This window comes from Vibrio sp. Vb1729 (genome assembly GCF_033338655.1).
GTDB lineage: Bacteria > Pseudomonadota > Gammaproteobacteria > Enterobacterales > Vibrionaceae > Vibrio > Vibrio alginolyticus.
Window position 1 is genome coordinate 112,131 of the sequence record NZ_JAWOTB010000001.1, and the last position, 26,854, is coordinate 138,984.

A 26,854-nucleotide genomic window follows, 5' to 3' on the forward strand; every position below is an offset into this window, starting at 1 on the left:
CTGACTATATGACAAACACTTAGACACCATCTGAAAACTGGAAAACTATAAACAGAGGTGCATTTATAGTTAGAAGGAACACCAAACATGGAACGCGATACCTTTGGAATATGCCTGAATAAGGCGATGCTGTCAGAGAATATGTATTCAACATTTACACACGTCAGGGCTTATGAAAAAAACGGAGGCGGTACTTCTGATCTCAAAGTCCTGTTATCGTTCCCTCAAATGAGTGGAAAAGATCTATTGAATACGATGCGAGGTTCTCGTCAGCTCGAGTGGAGAGCGGAGTTTCACTGTCCATATACGAAATAAATTTGTAACATCTCCCGCGCCCAGCACAAATATAACTGGGCGCATACTACTGCCCAATTTTCCCTCCTACTTAACACGCAGTTACGAATCCTTTATATTAGAGCTAATACTCTACGACAAAGCAGCCATTATGAAAAAAACAGGAAAGTTTTGGATACTGGGCTTACTTAGCAGCTCGATTTCCCTTACCTGTCATGCGGCACCGATCACTTTTGATACCGCATGGCAGCTATTGCTAGAAAACAACTATTCTCTTAAAGCTCAACGCTCAAACGTCGAGAACTACCAATACCAAGAGAGTGCCACCAGCAATCTCAACTTACCTCAGGTTACTATTGGCGCGAATTACACGCGTTTAGATACCGATATCACGCTGTCGGGAAAACAGATCCTAGACAGCACAGGAGCACACATTAACGTACCTCCTGCTTTTCAGCCTATTTTTGGTGCCTTAGCTAATACCACTTCGACCATAACCGAGCGCGATATTTTCTCTTCGTCTATTCGTGCCATTTGGCCAATTTTTACTGGTGGTCGAATTTCTGCGGCTCAATCAGCAGCAGAAGGCAAAACGGATGAGGCGAAAAGTCAGCTTCTAATGGAACAACAAGCGCGTTTTGAAGATTTATCGAAGTACTACTTTTCTGTCGTACTGGCAAAGGAAGTACTCGCAACGCGGCAAGCGGTTGAAGCAGGGCTAAAAAAGCATCGAGATTTTGCCATTAAGCTTGAAGAGCAAGGACAAATCGCGCACGTTGAGCGCCTGCAAGCCGAGGCTTCTTTAGATAAAGCATCCGTAGAAACACGTAAAGCTGCCAGCGATTTGAGTATCGCTCAGGCTGCATTAGGTAAATTACTCGCACAAGATGACGCCGTAGAGCCCGCTGAATCTTTGTTTATCAACGACAGTCTTCCCCCTCTTACCGCTTTTGTCGATCAAACGTTGCTTACCTATCCGGGGTTAGAACTTCTGAGCGCTAAACACAAACAAGCCTCTAGCTTAATCAAAGCAGAAAAAGGGAAATACTACCCTGAAGTTTATCTTTACGGCGACTACAGCTTGTATGAAGACGATTCTCTCGCAAGCCAAATGAAGCCTGACTGGTTAGTTGGTGTTGGTGTCAGCATTCCACTGATTGAATCATCAGGGCGAAGCGAAAAAGTCAAAGCCGCTCAAAGCGTCGTCTCGCAGGTCGACTCATTAAAGTCCCAAGCCAAACAAGACTTATCGCTGTTAGTCCAAAAGACATACTTGGAGGCTCAGCAAGCCATTGATGAAGTACAAGGGCTCGCATCTAGCATTGAACTCGCTAACGAAAACCTGCGCTTGCGTGAAAAAGCATTTACTCAGGGTCTGTCGTCTTCTCTGGATGTTGTGGATGCACAACTTTATGTCGCGAGTATAGAAACACAACGTTCAGCGGCGCGTTTCCGCTATTTAATATCTTTAACCAAGCTACTCGCATTGAGCAGTGAAATGAACAGCTTCGAACAATATCAAAATACCGCTTATATCCCTGCTTCAACATCCAAAGAGGTGAAATAAATCATGGCAGCTAAATCACTAAAACCCGTTTTACTCTCACTTTGTGCTTTGGGTGTTGCCTCTTGGGTTGGGTATCAATTTTACCAAGCCTATCAACCAGAACCGATCCGCTTACAGGGATTAATTGAAGCCCAACAATACAGCATTTCCTCAAAAGTTCCAGGGCGTATTGATGAGGTAATGGTACGTAAAGGCGACGATGTAGAGAAAGGTCAGCTTATTTTTACCCTTCATAGTCCTGAAATTGAAGCGAAGTTAGAACAAGCAAAAGCAGGTGAAAAAGCGGCGGACGCCTTAGCTCAAGAAGCTGAGAAAGGCGCACGTGAGCAACAAATCCAAGCAGCAAAAGATCAGTGGATGAAAGCCAAAGCCGCTGCGAATTTAATGGAAAAAACCTACAATCGTGTGAATAACCTTTATAACGATGGCGTTGTTGCAGAACAAAAGCGCGATGAAGCTTTAACTCAGTGGCAAGCAGCGAAATACACAGAAAGTGCTGCGTTTCAAATGTACGAAATGGCAAAAGAAGGCGCTAGAAGTGAAACCAAAGTGGCTGCGGCGGAAAAAGCGCGCATGGCATCAGGTGCCGTAGCCGAAGTAGAAGCGTACGCGAAAGATACTCAGATCTACAGCTGGTTTGACGGCGAAGTCTCTCAAGTTCTACTTCAAAGTGGTGAATTAGCACCTCAGGGCTTCCCGGTTGTTACTGTGATAGATACAGAAGATGCCTGGGCGACACTTAATGTGCGTGAAGATTACCTTCAACACTTTAAAAAAGGAGCAACCTTTGATGCCTATTTGCCTGCCTTAAATAAAAATGTTGAGTTCAAAGTAACGCATGTTGCCGTTATGGGTGACTTTGCAACGTGGAGAGCAACCGATGCTTCTCAAGGTTTTGATCTTCGTACCTTTGAAGTAGAAGCTCGTCCAGCTCAACCCGAACCTGAACTGCGTATGGGAATGAGTGTTGTCGTTGAACTTTAATCACAACCACTAGGTTAATGCTATGACGATTAAGATTTCACAGCGGCATATCTTACGACGAGACAAGTGGTTGCTTTCGTGCCTTACTTGGATACCGATTTTGCTCGCGATGATGATTTGGGGAGTGTTCTCTGCGGGCATTGCCCGGGATCTGCCAATCGGTGTGGTTGATCTACAACATTCCCAACTTTCTCGAAAGCTCATTCAATCTTTGGATGCGTCGTCGAGTCTGGCTGTTAACTATCACTACACCAGTGCAAGCGAAGCAAAAAATGCGATGATTGAAGGCGATATCTACGCTTACGCGGTCATCCCATCTAAGTTCGACCAAGACATTCTCCAGCACCGCCAACCTCAACTTTCTGTCTTTTACAACAGTCAGTACATTTTGGTAGCGAAACTGATCAACTCTGCTGTTGCGCAAGCACAAGGCTATTTCGACGCTCAGGTTGAAGTAATGGGCAACTTGGCTAAGGGTAACACCACAACGTTAGCAGCGGCTGGACAGGCTGTACCCGTGTCAACACAAATAACCGCATTATTTAACCGTAACAATAACTACGCACAATTTTTGGTAACGGCTATCGTGCCAGCCATTTGGCAAATATGTATTGTAGTAAGCACTATTTTGATTCTTGCCGCGCACTTTCGCATTTATGGTGGAAAGAATGGCTTTGCATTTTGGGGCGAAAAGCCATACGCCAGGCTCACTACCTTATTAAGTCGGTACATTCCGGTCTTTATGGCGCAAGGTGCGTTGTTCTTGTACTGGTTTTATTCCGTGCTTGATTGGCCAATGGAAGGCAGTTTTGTGGTTATGCTATTAGCACAATTGGCGACGGTTATCGCCTGTATCATTATGGGAGCGTTGTTCTTCTTCTTGTCGATGGATCCTGCACGTGCGATGAGTTTTGCTGGCGCATTTACGGCTCCAAGCTTCGCGTTCATGGGAATTACATTCCCAGTTTCTGACATGAACACGCTCGCTTATGCATGGCGTTCATTATTGCCGATTACCCATTACATTGAAGTACAAGTGAGTCAAGCAAGCTATGGAGCATCGGCCGCGCAATCTTTAAGCTCGCTATGGCCTATGATTGGTTACGTTATGCCTCTGCTCATTACCGCAGCCTTGATGGGTAAACATCGAACAGCTTCATCAACACGCCAAGCGAAGGAGGCGGTATGACATTGTGGCAACTGATTAAAGCGGAACTTAAGGCCGTTCTAACCAATCCAGTCGTTACGTTGACCGTGTTTGGTGGTGTCGTATTTTACTCGTTTTTATACCCTTTGCCTTATGCACAACAAACGCCTCGTGAACAAACAATCGCGATTGTTAATCTAGATGGTAGTCAGACGAGTTTAAAGCTGGAACGTATGGTTGATGCCACCCCACAAGTCAACGTAGTCACTCGACTTCATACGATTGCCGATGCAAAGCAAGCATTTTTACAACGAGAGATCACCGGTTTTTTAGTCATACCAGAACACTTTTACAAAGACCTAATGCTAGGTAAAAGCCCGACTCTGGCCTACGCTGCGGACGCCTCGTATTTTCTCGTGTACGGAACCGTGGTAGAAGGATTGGCCCAAGCGGGAGGCACATTAGGGGCCCAAGTGAAAGTCAGTAAAATGGTGATAGATGGTGTGCCCATGAGTATGGCTAGCCATAATTACTCTGCTATTAAGCTTAATATGAAACCGACGTTCAACCCAACCATGGGTTACATCGAATACGTAGTGCCGGCAGTATTTGTTCTGATTTTACAACAAACGTTGATCATGGCGGTTGGATTGCAAACGGGAACACAGCGTCATGGTCGTGGCTATTGGTCACAAGTATCAACGGGATCGCTGCTGCTTGCGAGAACGTTAGTATTTGTGGCAATTTATTATTTACTCGGCGCCTATTATTTTGGTTTTAGCTTCGAACGCTTAAACGTAAACCATATCGCCAATGCGGGCGAATTGCTGGCTATGTTGTTCCCGTTCTTTTTAGGTTGTTGCGGACTAGGCTTCTGGCTAGGTTACTTATTACCTCGGCGTGAACTTGTCACCTTAGTCGTCTTAGTGAGCTCTATGCCGCTCATTTTCTTGGCTGGTTTTATTTGGCCGATTGAAGCCATACCTACTCCCTTACTATGGATTGCTGATTTAAGCCCAAGCACTTGGGCGATCAAAGCTTTCTTAGCGCTAAACCAAATGGGGGCAACCTGGCAACAAGTCGCTCTACATTGGACGGCACTTTGGGCACTCACTGTGCTTTGGGGTAGCGTTGCGTACTGGATTGCTAAGCGAAGTAACAAGCCAGTTGTAACAGAGAGCTTGGGGTGACAGCTGACATTTTCTATTACTATAAAAAAAGCCGGGTAACTAAACCCGGCTGAAAATCTGCGTCCTTGCAGCGGACATATGGTAAAAACACTTTTTGCTCTGGGCTTACCCATTGAGCGAGATTAGATTAAGCCAAAAAGTATGGATTCCATACTCTCATATAGAGGGTCATATCCTTCCAATAGACATTAGTCTTCGCTAGAAAGATAACGTTTTTCAGACACAAAAAAACAAGACTCACATTGAGTCTTGTTGTTGATAGGGATGAGCAGGATACATGTCGCCGCTAAGTCATATCACGGATTATTTTCTCTCGGTATTCTGTAACGACCTTCATGATTGAATTTTTTACATCACCGACTTGCTTAGAGGGTTGGCACCATAGGCCAAAACCAAACTTAAAACCTTCCAATAATTCAGAAGCTTCCACTGGCTCTATATGATTATTAGAAAACTCCGAATGGGCAAACGTTCTGGGGAGAATCGCCCATCCTAAACCTGCTTCAACCATTTTCACCACAAGGGCCAATTGGTCGACCTCTTCATGGTTCGAACTTACGATGACTTTTTCGCCCATTCCCTCTTCAATAAGAGACCGCAGTACAAATTGTTTACTATTCCTCAAGGCTGTCAATACTCGATCTGGTGCCATAGAAGCGAGTTCACCACCTTTCTGGACGAAAGGAACAAATTCAAAATGACCTAAAAACGTCGCATCCAGACTATGTATTGCTCGACTATCATGCACATTGACAATACCGAATTGATAATCACCATTCTGTAAACCCTCTTTAATTTCGTTGCGATTACGAACAAGAAAGTTAACTCGCATCATCGGAAAATCTGCTGCTAATTGAATACGAAGCAATACAAGAAAACGGTGTGGTATAGCGCTTGAATAGGCGATACTAACATTCTCTAACCCACCGTAAGCTAGACTTAATGCGACTTTATCGAAAGTACGTGCTTGTTCGATGGTTTGCTTAGCATAGTGGTAAAGAAGATGACCATCTTCTGTCGGTTCTACCGAGCGCCCCACTCGCTCAAACAGGTTGACCGCCAGTTGGTCTTCAAGATTGGTAATCACCTGCCCTATTGTGGTTCGGTGCTTATTGAGTTTGACCGCCGCCTTACTAAACGAAAGCTGTTCATAAACGGTTACGAACGCGAGAAGTTGTTCAAAACTAAAATTCATAGGTTGTGCTTACTTTTTAGAGTTATCTAATTAAATTACCACAAGATCGTAGAATTGCTACTTGGTAACGGAAACAATCTGCGTTTGAATTCCTTCTCGACGACACAAAAAAACCTACTAGCTTCAGTAGGTTTTCTCTAACTTAGTTGTACTCAACGACACGAGCTAAATAGTTGAATTCTCCTGAGTCACCATGGTAATCGCGGTAGACATCGACACTGAAATATTTAGGTTGATCAGCGTAAATGTGGTCAACGACTTTTTGCTCAAGTGACTCCAACGTTTCACCGACCTGAGAGTACACGAACTGCTTGTTCACTTTTTCCAATTTACGTTTTTTCGCTTCTTTGTGTGACACATAGTTGTTGATCTCTTCCCACTTTCCCACGAACTCGACCGCCACGTAACTCGAGTTCTCGTCAATCATGATAAAGGCTGCACCTTCTTCTTTGATTGCAGACAGTTGCTGCATATCACTATCCACTTTTTGCTGGTCAAGATGGGCTCCACTTTGGGCGAATGCAGTCGCGGAAGCGGTAAGTATCATGAGTGTAAGAACGGCTTTTTTCATTGTATCGTTTTCCTGTATTAAGGGAGTTCAGTTACCCAAAGTTGCCCTTGGGTGGCTTTTTTGAATCCATATTCGTAAATCGTCAGCAAGTAGCGGTGATCGAACATATCTTTCGTTACTTTGGCGTACCTGAAATCTTGATCAATGTAGGTAAACTGCATCTCGATATCGTTGATTTCACTGATGTATTTCATTCGATAGAGATCACCACGAGTTTGCGCTAGCGTAAGGCTTGAGACACTTTTCGATACCAAGTCCAAACCTTTGTCTTTTAGTGGATGATACGGCGCTTTTAACGCACCATTGCGAATCACATCCAACTGAGGCGCTTTTTCTAACCCCAAAGCATCTGAGATTTGTTGATAGTTGAAGTTAGACGGATTAAAGAACACCTGCGCTGCGAGACCGCCATCTACGTGTAACTCCTCAAGTGTTTCTCCATCATGTTCAACATCGATAAATTGTGGAGGGAAAACACCAGGGATCGATGCGCTCGCAGCAAGCACCTTGTAAATAAGTTCAGATTTGTCCACTAAATCACTGTTCGCAATCGCACCAATATTCCAAATCACCAGTTCGCCTGAATCAAAATGGGTACTGCCAATAAAGAGGCGTTTACCATTGCGGTGTTGCTGCGCCATCGCCTCGATCATGGGCTCAGGGTAAGCGTCTGCGATGAAATCATAGAGGTTCTCACCATCGGTAAACGCGTCCTTAAACAGGGTATTTAAGAAGTTCTTCTTACCCAAAATATTCTTATCATTGATGTTGAGCATGACTTCTTTCATCTTTGGCATCGCATCACCGCCAATGAAAACAAAAGGAGCGATTAGGGCACCCGCACTGACTCCAGTAATGATGGCATAATCTTTTAGCTCCCCCTTTTCCTGTAGCCCCATCAAAACGCCGGCCCCGTATGCACCGTTTACGCCACCACCCGATAAGGCCAAAATATTGAGCTGTTCACCCTCTACTTTGATCGGTGTGGTTTGATTGTGCGCTGAGTAGAGAAAATCCGGCGCTTCATTGGCCCACATTCGAAGTGGCTCATTTGGTGTCGAACTCGCGATCTCGACATCTTTATAGTTGCTTTGAGAAACACGAACATCCAGCGTATGAGGTGAACTACAAGCTACTATCAGCAGCGAAAGTGCAACCGTCACACCAGAGGAAATTAAACGATTCATAATCAGTCTCATTTAATGTTCTCTGGCGTATGACCAGAGACTCAGTTTGAAGTTAATTGGGTCAAAATGAAGTCCGTTTCGTTGTTTGGAGTTACTATAGCTAGGCACGGCTAAACCCCATAATCGCGATTGTAGGATGCTATCCATCAAAGCAATTATGCCAAGTTTCTATATGCTAACTTTACGCTTCTCCGTTAATTAGGTACTGCGCTAAGCAATTTTCACGACGTTGAACTCATGCGTCGGTTCGACAAATTCGTATTGGGCATTGATCGTCTGTAGCTCCCATGTGCCATAGCCTTTTGTGATCTCCAATACACCGTAAACGGCGTTATGTGTATGACGAAAGGCTGCGACAGGAGACATCTTCTTCACCAAACAAGAGGTAAAAATCGCAGAAATTAAATCACCGACTCCGACTGGCTGCATAGCAAATTCAACACTAGGTCGTTGGGCCAAATAGCTTGCTTTCGGCGTCGCTAAAATCATACTGAAGGCGTCATCTGTTAGTGCATGCAGGTGTTTCACCAATACCATTTTCGGTCCTAACTCTAAGGCTTTTTTACATGCAGTGACCGCATCATAAAGAGAGTTAATTTTCACACCTGTTAACTCGCTCAGTTCAAACTGGTTAGGAACAATCACATCAGCGATGGGCAACAAGCTATGGCTTATCGCTTCTTTGACACCGTCTGCCACAATGCAACCTTTGTCTGGATCACCCATAACTGGGTCACACACATAAAGTGCACTATGGTTACGCGATTTGACTAAACTTACCGCTTCGGCCACCGCTCGACATTGCTCTGCGCTGCCTTGATAACCGGACAGTATCGCGCCACATTCTCCTAACTTCTCAATGTTATCTAAGCCTTTCATTAGAGAATGAATTTCATCTGCCCCAAACTTCTGTCCAGTCCAACCTTGCTGGTACTGAGTGTGATTTGAAAACTGAACCGTGTGGATTGGCCATACTTCGAGGCCCATTCTCTGCATCGGGAAGACGGCAGAACTGTTTCCTGCGTGGCCATAAACCACATGAGATTGAATAGAAATAATGCTTTTCATAAGTCACTCTTAATTGAGAAGTTTGTTAGCTTGGCGACTAAATAAACACAATATCGCGCACTGTGCTTATTTGGTCGGAATAGCCTCGACAACGCCGAGGCTTATTCTTAATCAGGCTGGATTAATTAGCCTTGGAACTCAGCGAAGTACTCATCCAACACTTTGCGCGTTGCACGACCGATAAGCTCGTATTCGTGATGAGTAAGGTTTGCTAACGAAACTCGAACTGATGCGTGTACTACATCGAAGCCTTGGCCTGGAAGTAGGATAACGCCGGTTTCATGTGCAAGACGGAACAGGAAGTCTTTGCCTTTCTCGCTCGCTTTGAACCATTCAACGAAGGCTGGTCCGTACAATTTGCCGCCCAAAGTGTCGAGCTCAAGCAGTGTGTAGTAGTCCACACGATCTTTGTTTTCTTCAATTTCTACACCCATGTTTTTGTACAGAGTTTTGTAACGCTCGCGGATGATGCGTTTACATGCTTCTTTGTAGTTTTGTTCTGAGTCCATCAAGCAGTTCAATGAGAACAACGCCATTTGAACTTGTTGAGGAAGAGACAAACCTGCTGTGTGGTTAAGCGCTACGCTGCGGCTGTCTGCTACGATACGGTCAATAAACTTAATCTCACGAGGTTCCGGAGTCAGTGTTTTGTAACGATCGTCCAACTCAAGTTGACGCGCTTCAGGAAGGCTGCGCATTGCATCGTCAAACACGTTGTTGTGTTGAATCGCAATCGAGCCTAGACGCCAGCCTGTTGCACCGAAGTACTTCGAGAACGAGTAAACACAAAGCGTGTTGTATGGCAGTTTCGCGAACAGTGAGACAAAGTCGTCCGCAAATGTGCCGTATACATCGTCAGTCACAATGAACAGGTCGCTACGTTCGTTGTTCACGAAGTTTGATAGGTTATCCAGAGTTTCATCCGAGAACTTCACAGACGCTGGGTTTGCTGGGTTCACGACACAAAGCAGTTTGATGTCTGTATCTGCAAGCTTTTCGATTTCAGCCATCGGCAGTTGCCATGTTGTCTCATCCAGACGTAGCTCAACGATTTCCAGTTCGTATTCACTAAGCTCTGGGATCTCTAGGTACGGCGTAAAGATTGGAGTGATTAGCGCAACCTTGTCACCTTTCTTTAATAGACCGTTGTTGAACATAGTTTGGAAGGTGTACGTCATAGACGCTGTACCGCCTTCAGTTGCAAACAGATCGAAGTCTGTTGTCATTGGCATCGGGCCGTACATCTCTTCTGCGATGTACTGCTTCACAACGGTTTCGATGTTCGTCAACATACGTGGTGGCACTGGGTAGTTACATGCAAGGTATGCATTAACCAGTTCATTCAAGAAAGCTTGCTTCTCTAGACCCAAACGGTCTTTTGCGTAGCTCAGCGACTTTTCTAAGAACTGCACACCTTGGTCTTTCTTATTGTCGCTTGCAAACGTGTCAAAGCGTTCAACAATGCCCACACCGTCTGGAATGCCACCGAAACCACCATCTAGGTATGAATAAGTGCGCTCGGCTTCCAATATTGCGAACTCACCCAAACGAATGAACGCTTTACGCGGTAGTGTCGCAAGAAAATTAGGATTACCACGACCTGCATCTAATAAAGCGCGGTCAGGAACAGTTTGTGCCACTTCAATAAGTTTATCTTTTAATTCAAATGGGCTTAAATCTGCAAATTTTGAAAAATCAATTGTTGTATTTTGCGTAGTCATAATATTTACCTGAATTTATTATTTAGTAAAATTTGGATAATACTTCCCCTACCGCCTATTTAATTAGGCGATAAGAGTGTTCGAATTTATTTAAATTACATGCCTGCGTTTAAAGTAATAATGCCGACAATAATTGGACCCCATAAGGTAAGCAGTACATTGGCGACTGCATAAGTCACGGTGAATGAGAATACTGGTGTTGCATTACCTGTTTTTTCCATTAAAGCCGCAAATGCTGGGTTCGCACTTCGTCCACCTGTCACACAGCCAAGTGCTTCAACTGGATTCTTAATCTTCAATACAAAATATGAGAAGAAGAACGAAATAATCTGAGGGATAATCGTTACACCCATGCCAAGGAACAACAGAGACATACCGTGTTCTTTGATGGTGTCGACCGCTTGAGGCCCAGCCTCAAGGCCAACAATGCCCACAAATGCTGCCAAACCGAAATCTCGAATAAAGTTCGCGGCACCCACAGGAAACTGAGCAACATGCGGATTGCGGCTACGCAACCAACCGACAATCAAACCTGAGATCAAACAACCTGCACCAGAACCGATAGTGACGGGAATACCAGCAATCTTAAAACTGATTAGACCAATTAATAGGCCAACCACCATGCCCATACCAAGCACGATTAAGTCAGTCACGTTTGCTGAGCCCATTCGCTGACCAATGTTTTTCTCAACGCGATTGATGTCTTTTGCGGTACCTGTAAGCTGGATGACGTCGTTTTTCTTCACCACAAGATCCGGCGTCATTTCAATTGAGTTGCCTTCACGAATATAGTCTGTCACATAAATACCGCGCATAGAGCCTTGGTTCGAAGCCTCTTTAATCTCTTGCAGCGACTTACCAATCAGTTTGCGGCTGTCTGCGATCAGTTGACGGTTTTCTTCTATAACTTCATAGCCTTCTGGAAGTGCAATCTCGTTGTCAGCCAAACCATCTTGCAGCTGATGTACCGCATTACGACGACCTGTTACAACAATGACATCCCCTTCTTTCAGTGCTGTGAATTTGTCCACGTCTAGCACTTTGCCATCGCGTTGAATCAATTCAATACAAGCAGCCAGAGCGTGTTGGTTTAACTGAGCTAAGGTTTTGCCTGCTAGCCTACCATCTTTGCTCACTTTAAATGCTCGTGTAACCAGCGCTGTGATAGCGTTGAACTCACCCGGCGCTAAATCACGCTTACCATTTGAATTTTTCTCTTCTAGAGCAATCGCTTCTGCTCGGATATCCCACTTCATCAGTGTTGGGAATACCCATGTCACCATCAGAATTGGACCAAGCGAACCAAAGATGTACGTAACTGCGTAGCCTACTGCGACGTTGGTCTGCATTAGGTGCTTCGCTTCTTCTGTCACACCACCAAGACGTGCGATCGCATCACCCGCTGTACCGATGATTGCCGATTGAGTCAAACCACCAGCTGCAAGGCCTGCTGCCGTACCTCTGTCTAGATCGAACATCCAAGCTGCTGCTAGTACACAAAGCAGGCCAGACACCGTCATCACTACAGCGGAAAGTAGAATGTTGATGGTTCTAAAGTTCAGTGCTTTGAAGAACTGCGCACCACCTTGATACCCTACTGCGTAAATAAAGAGCGCAAAGAAAATGCTTTTTACGCCGGGATCAATATGAACACCAAATTGCCCAATAATTACACCCATTAATAATGTTCCGGCAACACCGCCAAGAACAAATCGACCAATGGTAATTTTACCAACCATATAACCGAGAGAGAGCGTAATAAAGAGAGCTATAAATGGTGCCATGTCAAAAAGGTTAGAAATAATTTCCATGACAATTTTACTCTTACTAATAAATATAAAACTCAAATAATCTAACGAATAATCTTTCACTCATATTTGTTGGATTATTTAATTTAAAAAGCATCTCGTTTGCTTCGAAGCGAATATTAGAAACAAAACCTCACAACTAGTAATCCCATTTGAAGGATGAAACCATCACTTCGCATATTCAAAAGCAAACATTGAACAATAATTGTCGAAAATTTAATAACTTAGTGGTATTAAATGAGCATCAAATAAATTGGAAAATAAATTTATTTTTATTTTCACTGTCCAAAAAGCTACTTTGCTGCGCTATTCCCTCTATATAGCGCATAGCACCTTTCGTTTGATGGATTAGATCCTGCAAAAGCGATTATCACTGATGCCATCACTTGCCTTATCTTTACATTCATCAAGTTAATAGAGAAGAACACCATGAACTCAATGCCACATGAACTTGTGTGGGGCGAAGTTTACTTCCCTCCCTTGTTGCTGGTTATTGCATTGGCTTACATGCTCACCATTTTGGTTGGAACCGTTGCAACAAAACTGGGACTCCACAAATACGTTGCATTTCCCGCGCTCGCTGAGCTAAGCCTAATTGTGATTTTTACTGGCGTTATTGGTCGATTCATTACCATCTTTTGAGGCAAACCCCGTGATTAAACGTTATCTCATCACATTGCTACTGCTTTGTGCCGCTGGCAGTGTGATTTTCAGCTATTACCAGTCGTACTCAAGCAGTCCTTGGACACGAGACGGTCAAGTCAGTGCATACATTGTCTCAATCACACCGCGTGTGACAGGACAAGTTATTAACGTGTATGTCGAAGACAACTCGCAAGTGAAACAAGGCGATTTACTGTTTGAGATCGACCCTAGCATCTATAAAGCGGCATACCACAAAGCATTGGCGACTCAAAAGCAAGCGGTCGCTCTGTTAGCAAAAGCAAAAAACGAAGAGCAACGCGCACTTAAGTTAGAAAAGCGCACACCTGGAGCCGTACCGGTACTGACATTGAACAACCTAAACAATGCGGTAGAAACGGCGGTGGCCAACGTGGAACTTGCGAAAGCCAATGTAGAGGAAGCAAAACTGAACCTTGATTACACCAAAGTTTATGCTCCAACGAATGGTTACATCACTAATTTGAACTTACGCGTCGGTTCTCAAGTGGTCGCCAACTCTCCGGTCGTAGCCTTAATTGATGAAGACAGCTTCTGGATAGAGGGTTACTTCAAAGAAACAGATCTGGTAGGCGTCAATCCTGAAGACACTGCTTATGTAACCTTGATGATGCACAACGATGTGCAACTAAAAGGTGAAATAAAAAGCATCGGCTACGGAATTGCAAAGCAAGATGGCAGCACAGGCAACGACCTCCTGCCAAATGTCAATCCGAACTTCCAGTGGATTCGGTTGGCTCAACGTATTCCCATCAAAGTAAAACTGGATGAACTGCCAGACGATCTGCAACTTCGCGTGGGTATGACGGCTTCTATCAAAATCATTAAATAATTCGGTGATTGTTATGTTCAGCGCCTCTACCAAAGAAGCGATCAAAGCTGCGCTCTCTATCGTTATCGCGATCTGTCTTGCCTTATGGTTTCAATGGGAGAAACCTTACTGGGCGGCAATTGCGGTCGCGGTGATGGCATTGAACGAAAGCTTCGCACACTCGATAAACAAAGGTAATAACCGATTGCTGGGAACCTTATTGGGCATCGGTTATGCCTTCTTTCTTATCGCGATGTTCTCTCAAGACCGCTTTTTGTTCCTCACCTTCTTCACCTTGTTTTTGGGTGTGTGCATATTTATGTCGAGCGACGAGAAATATGGCTATGTATTTACAATCGGTTTTGCAGTGTGCTCAATTGTCGCCTGTATGGGTGGTTTTGATAATCAAGCAACGTTCCACTTCGCCGTCCTTCGTATGCAGGAGACGATTCTTGGTGTGATCACCTTTTCGATTGTGTATCGCTTAGTGTGGCCAGTAAACACGGAACAAAACTTCGTTCAGCGTTTTGAGACAAGCCGTGAGACAATGCTTAACGCCATGAATAACCCTCACCACATTGATATCGAAGCACTAGAAACCAATACGATTAACATAGAGAAACTGTTCCAACTGATCAGCTTGCCGCTCACTGGTAGCTACCATTTAAAAGAGCATCGTCAGCTATGGCGCGCGCGTTTAAATGAGATGGCACAGCTCCAAGACCGATTGCTAGAACAAGCCGATAAGCCGAAACGTAATGAGATTGATTGGTCGACGTTAGCACAGCAACTTCAAAGCTTTGATATGAAAAAGCCGAGTACATCATTAATTGGCGACGTCCCTTTTGTCATGCGAGGCGATAACAGTACTGTTTGGCCTCATGAGCATCGGACCTTCATCCAGCATTTGAATGAAGACGGCAGAAAGGTACTGCAAGGTGTCGCCATGTTCGTGACGTCGCTGCTGATCTGGATTTACCTTCCTGTGCCCGGAGGGTTCATTTTCCCTATGCTGGCCGGTGTATTCTCGTCACTCGTTCCTACCATGCCACCGAGCATTATTAAGGATGCTTTTTTTGGGGTGATAGGCACGGGGACGGTAATCCTTCTGCAATACATTTTCTTAATGCCAATGATGACCGAGCTATGGCAACTTGCCTTGTTCTACTTCATCAACATCATTGTGATTTGGAAGGTTTTTTCCACACCAAAACTAATGGTACATAGAATTCTAGGTATTAACTTATTGGTTGTTTTGACATCGGGTGCGCTCAACTTAACCCCAGCGTATCGAATTGAAACGCCATTGCTGATGCTGGTAAACATTATGATCATTTTGATGATTGCCAAGTTGTTTACCGATCTGTTCCGTGTTCGCGTCACGGCCTAAGCGTCACCTCCGTTCTTGAAACTAAAGCCCTGCATTGCTTTTGCTCTGCGGGGCTTTTTGCTTTGTTCGCTGCCCTATTCCTACCTCACCCATAAAGCGAGGATAGTATCCATCAAAAGCGATTAACGGGATTTCTCTACCCACCATAAAATCCTCTCATTGATTTACGAAATGCAATTAAAAACACTGCATTCACAACATCAATCACAGCAAACACATCTATCTAACTGAACAAGAAGTTCAGTGACACATTAACTGTCTGAGTCTCGAAGGTTTGAGGCTATTCAGAGTGGAAATCGTCATGAGTTTTTTTGAAATACGCGCTAGCAAGACATCTTCTGTTACTGTGCTAGTGAGCGCACTAATGCTTACTACCCCCACTTTTAGCTTCGCCGCAGAAGAGACAACTTACAACGAAGTAATGGAACAAGGTCGCCAGCTCTTCGACAAATACGGTATCAGCCATGATCTACCGAAACTGGCCATCAGTTCTCTAGTACAAGGCGAGCACTTGGTAGAGCATGCTCACCGAACCGTTCAAATCGGCAACGAGGTCCGTGATTCTTCGGTGTTCCTTGTAAAAAACACCGACAGCAAGGGCAATATCGATCTACGCATCAAGTACAACCCTGAAGAGTTGGATAAGAACGAAAAAGTACTCGATGAAATCGAAGCCTTCACACGCACAGAATATCGTCTCCGTAATTACGCAGAGAGCTTTGACTCTTCATCGGTACAAGCAAAAGAAGATCAAAACGGTAATGTCATTGTCAGCTTCAACTACTCAAAATACGGGCTTCCACAAGACATCGCCTATTTCCGTTTCTTAAGCGTCGATATCGAACTCGTTAACGGTGAACCAAAACGCATGGTCATCACTAACGAAAAGCCGTTCACACACCACAAATACAAGGTAGATACGTACCATCAAGAGATCCGCTTTCAAAAGTTGGATTCTGGCAAACTTGTGATTGCGAGCAAACACACTGAAATTGTTGGCTCAAGCAAAAACAAACCACTGAAAATGGTCAGCACTCTTAAACCTGTTGCCATCTATGAGGATGACATTGGTGTGCAAGTGTTGGATGAGAAGCGCTTGAACGAAGTTTCTGACCCACGCATGCAAGAAGCCAGTGTAAAACTTGATCGTATCTTCCCATTAATGGGCGATATGGTGCGTCGACAAGGCATCGATTTACCGCTGCCGTTTGGTGTATCAATGGCTTACCGTAACCAAGATATGAACATCCCATTCAATGACTTCACTATTGATGGCGTGCGTCTAAACGACCTATTCGACCCAGAAGACACCGTCGGGATTGTGAACGCAGAGAGTTTCAGTGTTCGTGGTGATGTGAACATCCTCCCTTTTTGGAACGTGTTTGGTTACGTCGGCAAAATCAATGTCGATGCGAACGTGGATGCGGGATACACAGGCGAAGGTGGCCAGTACATAAAAGATAAGCTGAACGATAAACTGCCAGGATTAGGTGATAAGTTTTGCGATGGTTTATCTGCACTTTGTAGTCGCGGACGCTTAGACGTGCCGCTGCATTTGGAATATGACCTTCGTGGTTTAGGTACAACCCTTTCGGTTGGCTATAAAGAATTCTTTGCTTCTGTCACTGGTACCTATTCGCAAACTCGCTTAAAGGGCTTAGATGATTGGGGCGATGGTATTGTTACTGTACAGCCGATGTTGGGTTATCAACTTGTCGATTATCGCACGCAGTTCTTTGTCGGAGCAGAATATCAAGGACTGGACGCTCGAATGGACGGGCATGTAAAAAGTGGTGATATCGAATTCGATTACGACATTGGTGTAGATCTTAATCAATGGGCGTTTTTGACTGGTTTCAATAAGCAAATCGGCAAAAACTACAACCTGACCTTTCTCTATAACAAAGGGGAAACTCGAGAGTCAGTAACCTTAAATCTTGGTTACCGTTTCTAGCTCTCATAAAGAGCCGGCCCCTAGACGATGGTAGGACTGCATCCTACAAAGGCGATTACTGAAACTGTCGCCGATGTCCTACCATTTGAGCCATCAATACAACAAGCCATCCAACCATTCACGGATTAATGCCAAAGCGTCAGGACGTCGCTTGTTAGATGCCGTTTAACATTTTCGGTGCACGCACCAAATGACTTTTTGGACATAACAATGACTTTACTCAATCGCTCAACTTTAGCCATTACCATCACTCTTGCCTTAGCAGCTTGCAGTGATGACTCAAGTAAACCTAGCGTTCCTAACGGCCCGAAGCCACTACAACCCTTACCACCAGAGCAAATCGCTTTGGAAATTGGCGATGCAACCATTCAAGCGACCAAAGAGTCCCTCGTCATCACGCCTCTTGATGCGGATGAAAAACTGGCAGCGGTAGAGGCGTTCAAAGGTATCCAGTTTGCGCAAGCAGACCGCTTTCAGCACAGCATTGTGGCCCCACTTGAAGGCGATATTGATGCGACTCAGTTCGGTGATGCGTGTCCGCAGTTAAAAACCACCACACAAACGCAGTCAGAAAATTGTTTGAACCTAAACATTTGGCGACCTGCCGGGACAGAAGCGTACGCAGATTTGCCAGTTTATGTCTTTATTCACGGTGGAGACTTTGAATACGGCGCAGGCTCAGAACCGCTGATTCATGGTGATATGGTGGTTGCGCAAGGTGCTGACGATGGTAACCCGTTTATTGCTGTTACTTTTAACTATCGTTTGGGCTTGCTGGGCAGTGTTTGGGTCGATGGTTTGGACAACTCAGAGGGTGGTAACTTTGGCCTAGGCGATCAAAAACACGCGCTTGAATGGGTCCAACAAAACATAGATGCATTCGGCGGCAATCCGCAAAACGTGACACTCATGGGGCAAGGTGCGGGTGCCATGTCGGTGGGAATTTTACAGCAATCAAAAGGCGATGCTGCAATCGCAGGTGAGCACTTTCAGCGTGCCATCATGCAAAGCAACGCGTACGGCTTTGAATATAAAAGTTACGATGTTGCCAAGAGCCAAAGGCCAGAGCAAAGTGTTGAAGATCTAACGCTACTACCACTTGAAGAGGTCATGAAGGTACAGAGCGAGATGCTTGATCCTATTCAACGTCTTAAGAACTGGGTACTGACCGCTGCGAATATTCCGGTTATAAGTCCAACACGAGACAACAGCCCATTAGCTACGTTGATGCCATTTGCGCCTTACATCGAGCATCGCCCACCAGCGTTTCTAGTGAAAGAAGTACCAGGCTATCACTTTACTGAACAAGCGATTGAGAGTGAATGGATCGTACCGACGGTAATTGGCTCAAACAGTGCAGAAAGCAATACTCTAGGCATGCTGCCGAGCCTGACATTTTTGATCCCAACTATTATTGAAATCTTGAGCCAAGAAGCGCCAGAAATCATTGAAAGTGGTGACGAAAACTTAATCGTCGAATACATGGTGGAGTGGCTAGAATCGGAAACGAACTTAAACCGTTTACGCACCGAATATCGTTCATTACTCAACGATTCAGCTTCGATTGAACTCGATCTTTCTGACTTATTGGAACTGCTGCCTAGCACCGCTTATGAGGCGATGACTAAGTTGTTCTTCGGTTTGGGGAACTCCGATTCAACAACGGAGTTACTTGCTCTGGCTGACTTCTTCCCCAACGATGAAAGCGAACTAAATGGTGCGACCAAAAACATGCAGCAATTCAAAACCACGTTGCATGATTTGCTCTTCACGGGTCCAAACCGTCATAAAGTTTCAACTGAAGAAGCAACAGGGGCAACGCCAAGCTTCTACTACTTTGACTACAAACCTGGATTCAACGTATGGACTTACAATACCAAAGGTGAAAATGGCGATCTCGACGTTGGCGATTTACTCAAAAGCATCAGTTGTATTGTCGGCGCTTGCAATGCATCGGAATTACCATTTGTGTTTAATAAAGCATTAAAGCTTGATGGTTCAAGTGTTCGTCCAGGTAGCAAAGACAAAGCAATGATGAACGAGCTCTCTCGTATGTGGTTTAGCGAACGTTTATTTGAGGACTTCCAATACAACAGCGCGACTGACCGAGTATTGCTGATCGATAACGATGGCGGTATTCAATCCACACAAGACTGGGACAATGCTCATCACTCAGGCATCGATCCAAAACTGCGCCAAGGTCGCCTCAACGGTCTCGAGGAACTTGGGCTGATTCTGAGTCACATGTAACGTTATCTTCAGTCACTAATAGCTCGTTACCAAATACCTAAAAGCCAGTTCACTGGCTTTTTTCATCCTTATTCCTTGAACATCATTAGGAAGGTTTACTCATGTTTCCTAACGCCCTTCGTGCCCTGCTACTCTTTATCTTCAGCGCACTATTGGTTGGCTGTGCCCAGCCCTACCCGCAAGTTGAACCGGATTTTGAAGCCAATTGGCAAACTACTCAGCATCAAGCCGAAGTTTACTTAATTCCTAACGCTCCGGAAGCCTTTGCGCGTCGCGTTGAACTGGTTAGAAATGCTCAGCAAAGCATCGATATGACTTACTTTTCTTGGGAGAGTGACACGCTTGGTTTGATGCTACTCAATGAACTCAAGCAAGCAGCAGATCGAGGCGTGCAAATTCGACTCACTCTCGATGATCTATTGGTTTTTAACGAGAAATGGCTTGCTGATCTCAGCGCTCACGACAACATTCAAATCCGTTTATTCAATCCGTTTGATTCACGTAAGTCAGGTTGGATTGGTCGCGCCGTCAACTTCTCTACTCACCAACAACGTTTGGACAATCGTCTGCACGAGAAGTACTTCAACGTCGACCATCAATGGATGATTCTAGGTGGACGCAACATTGGCGACGACTATTTTGGTTACAGCCGCAAAGCCAACTTCTTTGATATGGATGTCTTGTTCAAAGGCAGCATTCTTCGAGCGTTCGACCAAAACTACCAACAACTTTGGGACAGCGAGCATGTCACGCCAATAGAAAACATCGTTAACGTTACCCCAAACTATTCCGCGTTTACTAAAGCGCTTAATAAAGGTGAGAAAGACAAAAGCATCATTCTGGCTGAGGTTGAAAAACAGGTTAAACACCTGACCAGTCCCGACTTCATCACTGCGCAAGTCACCCCCGTTTTCGACTCATTAAACAAGTTAGAAAACAACAAACCCTACTTTAGAAAACGTGCAGAACACCAAGTTTGGCAACAAATAGCCACTGCGTCTAAAGCCGTGATATCAACGCCTTACGTGGTACCAAGTGATGGTGAGTTTGCCTTTATTGATACCTTGATGGAGCAAAAAGCGGACATCACGTTAATGACGAACTCGTCTGCATCTAATGATTCTGGCTTTATTCCGGCTTATTACGAGGAGCATCGCCAAACCCTGTTGGATAAGGGCGTTCATATACTTGAGTACAAAAACCAAGCGAAAAATGATGACCATTACTTCCATGCGGATACTTATTATCACAACAAGACGGTGATACTCGATGATCGGCTAACTTATATCGGCTCATCAAACTTCGACCCAAGATCGGATTTCCTCAATGTGGAATTTGGTGTGTTGGTCCAAAGCGAAGCCTTTGCAGAACATGTCATGCACTACTTAACCCGACAAAAAGATGAACTGTTTTGGCGAGTATCTCGAGATGGACAAGGCCAAACTCAGTGGCAATCAATGAATGAAATCCATACTAAGAATCCAAACTATGGTGTATGGCATAAGGCGCCTAACTGGATATTCAAGAAACTGAATGGTGAGTTCGAACTCTAAACAATCAAGACTTAAAAGGCTCTCTATCTGCAAGGATGAGAGCCTTTTTAATGTCCGCTAAAACTGCGTGCCTAGCGAAAAGTGAACACGGAATTGGTCTCCTTGCGGAGCATCTAAACCGTAAGCAAAATCCACTTTGACGGGCACGTATTTTGAATTCCATATCAAACTCAGCCCTGTACCGCTTTTCCAATCCACCCTATCGTTGAAGGCATCACCAACATCATAGAATGCCCCAAGCCACAGTTGGCTGTAGACCTGATATTGATATTCCAACCCAGCAGTAAACATGTAACGAGCACCCGTTAAATCGCCATTTTCGTCTCTCGGAGAGATGGATTCATAACCATAACCACGAAGATTGCCATCACCTCCCGCAAAGAAACGTAATGATGATGGAATATCGCTCAAAGTGTCAGCGACATTAATACCGACATTGGAACGAAAGTGAAACTTGTGTTTTTCACTAATATCCCAAGACAGCACACTGTTGCCTTCAATACGCAGCAAACGAGAATCGGAGAAAAAATTAGGGTCTGAGTATTCCAATGAGTAAACGTGACGGTGCTTTACTTCTAATTGATCGTTCTTGCGATCAAGTAGTGAAAATGTCACCCCCGGAAATAACAACTGTGATTCGTTATTCTCCGACGCTTGTCGATAACTTTCTTGCAAATAACGAACGTGCATGGTGCTTTGCCAATCACTGTCTAACTGCCAGTGTTTTTCAAACGATAAACCATTGGAAAAACTCGATGTGTCTCGATAGTCGACATGCTTAGATTCAAACTGAATCCCGTAGTAATCCGTCAGGACATTTTGGGTGGGAATTTTGTAGCCAAGTAATAGCGATTGTTCCGGTTTGGAAGCGTACGCTTGTGCCTCAAAACTGTGTCCACGTGCGTTATACCAAGGCTTGGTCCAGTTTAGCGAAGCGCGTAATCCCAAGTCTGTCGAATACCCACCACCGACTTGCACAATATTGCGTGAACTCGGCTCTGCGAGCACTTCTATCGGCACCTTATGACCATCGGATATCGCCTCGAAATCCGCTTTCACAATCACACTGCGAAACCAATCAGTACTGGAGAGATCGGCCTGATATTGACTCAATTTCAAAGTATCAAAATCGTCGCCCCCCTCAAACGTTCTCATCGCTTCTATTCGTGCCGTTTCGATACCCGACGTAAGGACAGAGAGCTCTCCAAATTGGTAACGAGAACCACTAGAGAAATGCAGATTCACATGGGCTTGATTCAAGCTTGGAATGACTTCCAAAGACGATTCGATAAAACGCCCATCTAAGTAACCTTTTTGCTGAGCCAATGAAATCAAGTTTCGTTTTAGTGTGTCGTACTCAGAATGAAGCAACGGCTGCCCTTGTTTAAGTTGAGCTTGATTGATTAGTTCGATGAAATCCTGATCGTTACAGGCCTCCCCCGACACGGCAAGGTTAGATTTTGCCACCAACATCACCTCCCCAGCGTCGACCTCAAGCGTGATGAGATCATTCTCGGATCTCTGAACTCTGAGCTCGGAATGATAGTAGCCATAAGGGTTTAACGTATTATTAACCATCTGCGTTAGTCGATTTGAGGTAATGTTTGAAACAGAGAGTTTCGTTAGTGGTGTAAGGTGACTTTCAAGATTTTTCTCTAATATTGGTGTTAGCCCTTTGATTTTAAATTGCGCTCCGAGTGCATGATGTAAAGGCATAGAAGCTAAAACTGATATACCTATTATTTGTTTAATGAGAGGAGACACACCGCTACCTAGTTTAGCAATACACTCGACAAGATTAATGATGGAATGATATATCAGTTAATCGCGTTTGTAGGATTGCTCCCTACGAAATCCTCTCGAAAATTCACGTTTCACAAGTAGATACTTTGAACGATAAATTGGCTCAAGCTAGGAGGTGGCAAATCATGCGGTCTGAAATAGGTATACTGTTTGCCAAAAATACAAAACCCAACGCTGAATGGATCTCATCAAGCGTTGGGTTACATTGATAATGTGTTTTTTAATCTAAAAAGCGTCTGTTAGTAAAACTAGATCGAAGAACAGTTTCCTTTTTCTGCCATGTCGACTTTTAGTACTTCTGCTTTACCTTTGCTTTCGCCTACGAGTTCTACGCCCGCACCACCAACAAATACACCCATTTTAATGTATTGATTAACGAAATAATTACGGCCCTCTTCCGTTAAGATAGTTAAGTGATTTTCAGAAAACTCAGACTCTGTACTTACTTGATGTTCTTTATTGCCTTCGACCTCATGGTAGAAGAATACACCAGGAGCGGTTTCACCAATACATTCCCCATCGACGTAAACATACTTTTTAAGCGCTGCTCCGACAAAAGCGTCTTCTCGATAAATGTAAATCCCTGCGTTCCCCTTTTGAGGTGCTTCAAATGATTTCATTTGATTTGATACTGTCGAATCAACAGTAGGAACAGAAGCACAACCTGACAAACCCAAAAGGAATGCGGAACACAGAATTACTTTATTTTTCATGTTATTAACCTAGCTACGATAAAATCGCGCCAACCATACTATAAATAAATACGTTCACTTATTGGTATTTTTGAAATTTGTGATTCAACCTATGCAATAGCACTCATTTAGCGTATAGATTGAGCAAACATTAGCCATATAATAATCACGAGAATAAAATGCCCTGTATCTAACGATCACTAAATGCCACTTTACTCGCTAGACTGATAAGTAGAATACCTGAAACACCTTCAAGAGTTCTTGAATAACGCTGAGAGTGTGGACGACTAAATACCCAATTACCCACAGAGGCGTACAAAACGTTACATGTCGTCGCAAGTACGCTGAACAGCAAGCCAAGTACTAATAATTGCATTGATGTTGAGCTTGCAGACGTATCAATAAATTGAGGCAGAAACGAGAGAAAGAATAGCGCTACTTTTGGATTCAAGACGCTGACGATAACTCCCTGAACAAACACATTTTTATTGTTATCAACATTTTTGTTTTCAACGATTTTACTTTCTCCACGCCACATGGACAGTAATGACTGAACACCTAAATAAACTAGGTAAGCAGCCCCTAACCATTTAACAACGCTAAAAGCCAAAGATGAACTCAGAATTATTGCTGACAAACCTAAACATGCCGCTAGTGTATGAAAAAAGTAACCAACACCAAGCCCCAGAGCCGCTTTCAGCCCAGCAGATATTTTACCTTTCATTGTATTGGAAACAATATAAATTACATCAGGTCCAGGAATCATGTTGATAGCGAGACAAGCGACAACAAATAATAATAGTGAGTTTGAATCCATTCTTTTCTCCAAATTAACGTCTTGCGGGATAACATTTCATCGAACTACAAGTAATGCAACGTCCAGGTTTCAATTGGTTATATTTAGTATTAACAACACGTTACTAATACTACAGCACTGCACGAAGAGCACAATCATGAACAGTGATACGAATTAAATTATGGGCCTTTGTTAGCCCTTTGAATGATAATATTTAGCATCATTTGGTTGTAAGCTTTTTCTAGCCAGCAGCTCTTATGGAAGTTAACAAATCGGCTACTTAGTATACTTAATAGACCGTCAAATCAGATAGATTATCTATTCTTATTTCTTCAAGCCTTTTGTGCTTCATTTTCCTGCCTCACTAAGCAGCAACTTAATACTTGCCACACCAAAAAATAACGCGAACACGCCTTCAAAAACTGCTTTGGATCTGAGATAGGTTTGCCTGACCTTTTTATACGCGAAAAGAAAAGCATAGCCAAAGAAAACCAAAGCACTAACCAGCCCTACAACAAAAATGACCGACAACAATTCCAACGGACTGGCCGTAGGAGGAACCCCTATCGAATAAAGCGCACCGAAAAACAGAATAGCCTTTGGGTTAGTTAAGTGAATTAACACTCCGGTTAAGTAGTTACCCTTCTTTGTCGTTACGTATGTTTTGGGTAACTTTAGCTGCTCGATGTTGCAGGCAGAATGTACGGACTTTAAAGCCAAATATAAAAGATAAAATGCCCCACAATATCTAAGAATTTCAAAAAGCCAAACATTGCTATAGAGTATGGTTGCGAGACCAAAAGCGGCTGAGGTTGACCAAAATAAAGACCCCGTTAAAACACCTGCAGCCAAATACCCTCCAAAGCGTCGACCGTGGTTCATTGACGTGCCTGCTATCGCAAGAGTTGCAGGTCCGGGGCTAGCGATGGCAGCGATAGCTGATACGACAATCAGTGAATAATTTATCTCTTCCATTTTTACTCTAAGCCTCCAAATGGAGTTTTATCAACACTTATCGCGGAATACTCTATTGAACGTACATCAGAAGCGTAATACTGATTAAAACACCAAGTGTTACGAATCGAGTTGAGATTCTTTGGTATTTTACTGCTCCAAAATAACATCAAATCCGCCATAAATGAGACGCTTTCCATCAAAGGGCATTGGGTTATTGTCTGGACTCATTCGAGGATCAGCCATGATCCGCTGCCACCCTGAGTCCCGAACTTCTTTTGAAGGCCAGACTACCCACGAAAACACAACGGTTTCGTTGCTTTCAGCGTTAACTGCCATGGGAAATGATGTGATCTCACCATCTGGTACTTCACTCCCCCACGTCTCAACAACCTTTAAGGCCCCAAACTCCCTGAACATTTCTGCTGCTATTTTTGCGTGTGCGATATACTTTTCTTTATTCGCTGTCGGTACTGCAGCGACAAACCCATCAATGTATGACATAAGTAAACTCCTTTCATTGGAGTTATAACCATAGCTCAATAAAAAGAATGCACATGATGCCAAACCATAGAAACAGGTACGTAATACAGCTTGAGAGCTACATTCCTAGCTTGGACTTTATATGCATATTTGAAAGGTATGTGTTTGGATCAAGCTTGGTTAGCATATTTATAATCTCCAAAACACTCGAATACTCAATACGTTCCTCTTCAGCATGCCCGATCCCACCTATTGTAAAGTGAGTAAAGCGGTAATCACGATAAACGTTTTGCAGCTGGCTAGAAATATCTTTGAGTAATCTTTTACTGAGGGCGAATGCAGGGTATTCACTACTTTCTGAAAGCTCTGCTGTAGAGCCAATAGATACAATATTGCATTTATCGTTAAGTGAACCTAAAGCGTTAAGCTCATTGACTAAATTAAGATACCCAATCGGGCCAACATTCATAAACTCAATCAGTTCGCTTGTTGTCAATTCTGAAGACTCTCCCCACATCGACGCCAAATAAACGATGATGTCAAACTCTACACCTTTGAAGCACGTATAATCTGGTTTTTTACCGGGATCAACGTCAATACAAACAGAGGCGACTCCCCCCTCAACTAGCTTTGATCTAGAAATCGCATAAATTTCTGTACCCTGTAAGTTCGTAGCCAAGAACCTTCCTAGCCCTTTACTACCTCCAACGATTAAAATCTGCATAACCCTATTCCTTCGTTAAGGTTGTCTTTCA

General features: G+C 44.0%; 23 protein-coding genes. 11 read left to right on the forward strand and 12 right to left on the reverse strand.

The window, feature by feature from the left end; translation table 11 throughout:
• The first annotated feature begins 87 nt into the window (after positions 1 to 87).
• From R7E29_RS00540 to R7E29_RS00560, 5 genes are all read left to right on the forward strand, one after another.
• Positions 88 to 315, forward strand: a complete 228-nt coding sequence (locus R7E29_RS00540; protein WP_005377125.1) for a hypothetical protein — start codon at positions 88 to 90, stop codon at positions 313 to 315.
• A gap of 130 nt (positions 316 to 445) precedes the next feature.
• The gene (locus R7E29_RS00545; RefSeq protein ID WP_054576964.1) at positions 446 to 1,861 is read left to right on the forward strand and encodes a TolC family protein; all 1,416 of its coding nucleotides are present in this window, start codon (positions 446 to 448) and stop codon (positions 1,859 to 1,861) included.
• A 3-nt stretch (positions 1,862 to 1,864) separates the two neighbouring features.
• Positions 1,865 to 2,845 (forward strand): HlyD family secretion protein, encoded by a 981-nt coding sequence (locus R7E29_RS00550; protein WP_005377122.1) that lies wholly within the window; start codon positions 1,865 to 1,867, stop codon positions 2,843 to 2,845.
• Positions 2,846 to 2,867: 22 nt separating this feature from the next.
• Positions 2,868 to 4,034: an ABC transporter permease gene (locus R7E29_RS00555; protein WP_054576963.1), complete on the forward strand. Its 1,167-nt coding sequence runs from the start codon at positions 2,868 to 2,870 to the stop codon at positions 4,032 to 4,034.
• The gene (locus R7E29_RS00560) at positions 4,031 to 5,182 is read left to right on the forward strand and encodes an ABC transporter permease (RefSeq protein ID WP_017634568.1); all 1,152 of its coding nucleotides are present in this window, start codon (positions 4,031 to 4,033) and stop codon (positions 5,180 to 5,182) included. Before R7E29_RS00555 ends, R7E29_RS00560 begins: the two co-directional genes overlap by 4 nt.
• A 286-nt stretch (positions 5,183 to 5,468) precedes the next feature.
• On the opposite strand, the gene R7E29_RS00565 is transcribed toward R7E29_RS00560, so the two are convergent.
• The 6 genes from R7E29_RS00565 to aspT form a co-directional block, all read right to left on the reverse strand.
• Entirely contained in the window at positions 5,469 to 6,377 is a 909-nt protein-coding gene (locus R7E29_RS00565; RefSeq protein ID WP_017634569.1) for a LysR family transcriptional regulator, read from the reverse strand.
• A 142-nt stretch (positions 6,378 to 6,519) separates the two neighbouring features.
• Complete coding sequence (locus tag R7E29_RS00570) at positions 6,520 to 6,948, reverse strand: hypothetical protein (protein WP_025768103.1); 429 nt, start codon at positions 6,946 to 6,948, stop codon at positions 6,520 to 6,522.
• Positions 6,949 to 6,965: 17 nt separating this feature from the next.
• Positions 6,966 to 8,135: a patatin-like phospholipase family protein gene (locus R7E29_RS00575; RefSeq protein WP_054576962.1), complete on the reverse strand. Its 1,170-nt coding sequence runs from the start codon at positions 8,133 to 8,135 to the stop codon at positions 6,966 to 6,968.
• A 210-nt stretch (positions 8,136 to 8,345) separates the two neighbouring features.
• Complete coding sequence (gene pdxY, locus R7E29_RS00580) at positions 8,346 to 9,203, reverse strand: pyridoxal kinase PdxY (RefSeq protein ID WP_025768101.1); 858 nt, start codon at positions 9,201 to 9,203, stop codon at positions 8,346 to 8,348.
• 125 nt (positions 9,204 to 9,328) lie between these two features.
• A complete protein-coding gene (locus R7E29_RS00585) occupies positions 9,329 to 10,924 on the reverse strand; it encodes a bifunctional aspartate transaminase/aspartate 4-decarboxylase (RefSeq protein WP_025768100.1) in 1,596 nt (531 codons plus the stop codon).
• A gap of 95 nt (positions 10,925 to 11,019) precedes the next feature.
• Complete coding sequence (gene aspT, locus R7E29_RS00590) at positions 11,020 to 12,735, reverse strand: aspartate-alanine antiporter (protein ID WP_025768099.1); 1,716 nt, start codon at positions 12,733 to 12,735, stop codon at positions 11,020 to 11,022.
• Between the two features lie 426 nt (positions 12,736 to 13,161).
• Between aspT and R7E29_RS00595 the strand changes: the two genes are divergently transcribed.
• The 6 genes from R7E29_RS00595 (at position 13,162) to R7E29_RS00620 (ending at position 21,371) form a co-directional block, all read left to right on the forward strand.
• Positions 13,162 to 13,374, forward strand: coding sequence for a DUF1656 domain-containing protein (locus R7E29_RS00595; protein WP_005377106.1), 213 nt, complete (start codon positions 13,162 to 13,164; stop codon positions 13,372 to 13,374).
• Between the two features lie 10 nt (positions 13,375 to 13,384).
• The gene (locus tag R7E29_RS00600) at positions 13,385 to 14,245 is read left to right on the forward strand and encodes an HlyD family secretion protein (protein ID WP_005435679.1); all 861 of its coding nucleotides are present in this window, start codon (positions 13,385 to 13,387) and stop codon (positions 14,243 to 14,245) included.
• 13 nt (positions 14,246 to 14,258) lie between these two features.
• The gene (locus R7E29_RS00605; protein WP_025768098.1) at positions 14,259 to 15,614 is read left to right on the forward strand and encodes an FUSC family protein; all 1,356 of its coding nucleotides are present in this window, start codon (positions 14,259 to 14,261) and stop codon (positions 15,612 to 15,614) included.
• Between the two features lie 301 nt (positions 15,615 to 15,915).
• Positions 15,916 to 17,568 carry a hypothetical protein gene (locus tag R7E29_RS00610; protein WP_025768097.1) on the forward strand — a complete coding sequence of 551 codons (1,653 nt, stop codon included), beginning with the start codon at positions 15,916 to 15,918 and terminating at the stop codon, positions 17,566 to 17,568.
• 210 nt (positions 17,569 to 17,778) lie between these two features.
• Positions 17,779 to 19,818 carry a carboxylesterase family protein gene (locus R7E29_RS00615; RefSeq protein ID WP_025768096.1) on the forward strand — a complete coding sequence of 680 codons (2,040 nt, stop codon included), beginning with the start codon at positions 17,779 to 17,781 and terminating at the stop codon, positions 19,816 to 19,818.
• Between the two features lie 101 nt (positions 19,819 to 19,919).
• Positions 19,920 to 21,371 (forward strand): phospholipase D family protein, encoded by a 1,452-nt coding sequence (locus R7E29_RS00620; RefSeq protein WP_054576961.1) that lies wholly within the window; start codon positions 19,920 to 19,922, stop codon positions 21,369 to 21,371.
• Positions 21,372 to 21,428: 57 nt separating this feature from the next.
• On the opposite strand, the gene R7E29_RS00625 is transcribed toward R7E29_RS00620, so the two are convergent.
• From R7E29_RS00625 to R7E29_RS00650, 6 genes are all read right to left on the reverse strand, one after another.
• Positions 21,429 to 23,087, reverse strand: a complete 1,659-nt coding sequence (locus tag R7E29_RS00625) for an autotransporter assembly complex protein TamA (protein WP_230856645.1) — start codon at positions 23,085 to 23,087, stop codon at positions 21,429 to 21,431.
• A 335-nt stretch (positions 23,088 to 23,422) separates the two neighbouring features.
• Positions 23,423 to 23,887 carry a DUF2846 domain-containing protein gene (locus R7E29_RS00630; protein WP_054576959.1) on the reverse strand — a complete coding sequence of 155 codons (465 nt, stop codon included), beginning with the start codon at positions 23,885 to 23,887 and terminating at the stop codon, positions 23,423 to 23,425.
• A 169-nt stretch (positions 23,888 to 24,056) separates the two neighbouring features.
• Complete coding sequence (locus tag R7E29_RS00635; RefSeq protein ID WP_054575059.1) at positions 24,057 to 24,683, reverse strand: LysE family translocator; 627 nt, start codon at positions 24,681 to 24,683, stop codon at positions 24,057 to 24,059.
• Positions 24,684 to 25,010: 327 nt separating this feature from the next.
• Entirely contained in the window at positions 25,011 to 25,637 is a 627-nt protein-coding gene (locus R7E29_RS00640) for a LysE family translocator (protein WP_053350313.1), read from the reverse strand.
• A 129-nt stretch (positions 25,638 to 25,766) separates the two neighbouring features.
• Entirely contained in the window at positions 25,767 to 26,120 is a 354-nt protein-coding gene (locus R7E29_RS00645; RefSeq protein ID WP_005377096.1) for a DUF1428 domain-containing protein, read from the reverse strand.
• 97 nt (positions 26,121 to 26,217) lie between these two features.
• Positions 26,218 to 26,823 carry a hypothetical protein gene (locus R7E29_RS00650; RefSeq protein WP_005377094.1) on the reverse strand — a complete coding sequence of 202 codons (606 nt, stop codon included), beginning with the start codon at positions 26,821 to 26,823 and terminating at the stop codon, positions 26,218 to 26,220.
• Between the last annotated feature and the right edge of the window lie 31 nt (positions 26,824 to 26,854).

Excerpts from the sequence above, each read along its gene's own strand:
- R7E29_RS00615 (WP_025768096.1), top strand. The coding sequence starts at position 17,779 with ATGACTTTACTCAATCGCTCAACTTTAGCCATTACCATCACTCTTGCC.
- R7E29_RS00640 (WP_053350313.1), bottom strand. The coding sequence starts at position 25,637 with ATGGAAGAGATAAATTATTCACTGATTGTCGTATCAGCTATCGCTGCC.
- pdxY (WP_025768101.1), bottom strand. The coding sequence starts at position 9,203 with ATGAAAAGCATTATTTCTATTCAATCTCATGTGGTTTATGGCCACGCA.
- R7E29_RS00605 (WP_025768098.1), top strand. The coding sequence starts at position 14,259 with ATGTTCAGCGCCTCTACCAAAGAAGCGATCAAAGCTGCGCTCTCTATC.
- R7E29_RS00630 (WP_054576959.1), bottom strand. The coding sequence starts at position 23,887 with ATGAAAAATAAAGTAATTCTGTGTTCCGCATTCCTTTTGGGTTTGTCA.
- R7E29_RS00650 (WP_005377094.1), bottom strand. The coding sequence starts at position 26,823 with ATGCAGATTTTAATCGTTGGAGGTAGTAAAGGGCTAGGAAGGTTCTTG.
- R7E29_RS00645 (WP_005377096.1), bottom strand. The coding sequence starts at position 26,120 with ATGTCATACATTGATGGGTTTGTCGCTGCAGTACCGACAGCGAATAAA.
- R7E29_RS00555 (WP_054576963.1), top strand. The coding sequence starts at position 2,868 with ATGACGATTAAGATTTCACAGCGGCATATCTTACGACGAGACAAGTGG.
- R7E29_RS00560 (WP_017634568.1), top strand. The coding sequence starts at position 4,031 with ATGACATTGTGGCAACTGATTAAAGCGGAACTTAAGGCCGTTCTAACC.
- R7E29_RS00575 (WP_054576962.1), bottom strand. The coding sequence starts at position 8,135 with ATGAATCGTTTAATTTCCTCTGGTGTGACGGTTGCACTTTCGCTGCTG.
- R7E29_RS00545 (WP_054576964.1), top strand. The coding sequence starts at position 446 with ATGAAAAAAACAGGAAAGTTTTGGATACTGGGCTTACTTAGCAGCTCG.
- R7E29_RS00620 (WP_054576961.1), top strand. The coding sequence starts at position 19,920 with ATGTTTCCTAACGCCCTTCGTGCCCTGCTACTCTTTATCTTCAGCGCA.
- R7E29_RS00550 (WP_005377122.1), top strand. The coding sequence starts at position 1,865 with ATGGCAGCTAAATCACTAAAACCCGTTTTACTCTCACTTTGTGCTTTG.
- R7E29_RS00625 (WP_230856645.1), bottom strand. The coding sequence starts at position 23,087 with ATGCCTTTACATCATGCACTCGGAGCGCAATTTAAAATCAAAGGGCTA.
- R7E29_RS00540 (WP_005377125.1), top strand. The coding sequence starts at position 88 with ATGGAACGCGATACCTTTGGAATATGCCTGAATAAGGCGATGCTGTCA.
- R7E29_RS00610 (WP_025768097.1), top strand. The coding sequence starts at position 15,916 with ATGAGTTTTTTTGAAATACGCGCTAGCAAGACATCTTCTGTTACTGTG.
- R7E29_RS00585 (WP_025768100.1), bottom strand. The coding sequence starts at position 10,924 with ATGACTACGCAAAATACAACAATTGATTTTTCAAAATTTGCAGATTTA.
- R7E29_RS00565 (WP_017634569.1), bottom strand. The coding sequence starts at position 6,377 with ATGAATTTTAGTTTTGAACAACTTCTCGCGTTCGTAACCGTTTATGAA.
- R7E29_RS00595 (WP_005377106.1), top strand. The coding sequence starts at position 13,162 with ATGAACTCAATGCCACATGAACTTGTGTGGGGCGAAGTTTACTTCCCT.
- aspT (WP_025768099.1), bottom strand. The coding sequence starts at position 12,735 with ATGGAAATTATTTCTAACCTTTTTGACATGGCACCATTTATAGCTCTC.
- R7E29_RS00570 (WP_025768103.1), bottom strand. The coding sequence starts at position 6,948 with ATGAAAAAAGCCGTTCTTACACTCATGATACTTACCGCTTCCGCGACT.
- R7E29_RS00635 (WP_054575059.1), bottom strand. The coding sequence starts at position 24,683 with ATGGATTCAAACTCACTATTATTATTTGTTGTCGCTTGTCTCGCTATC.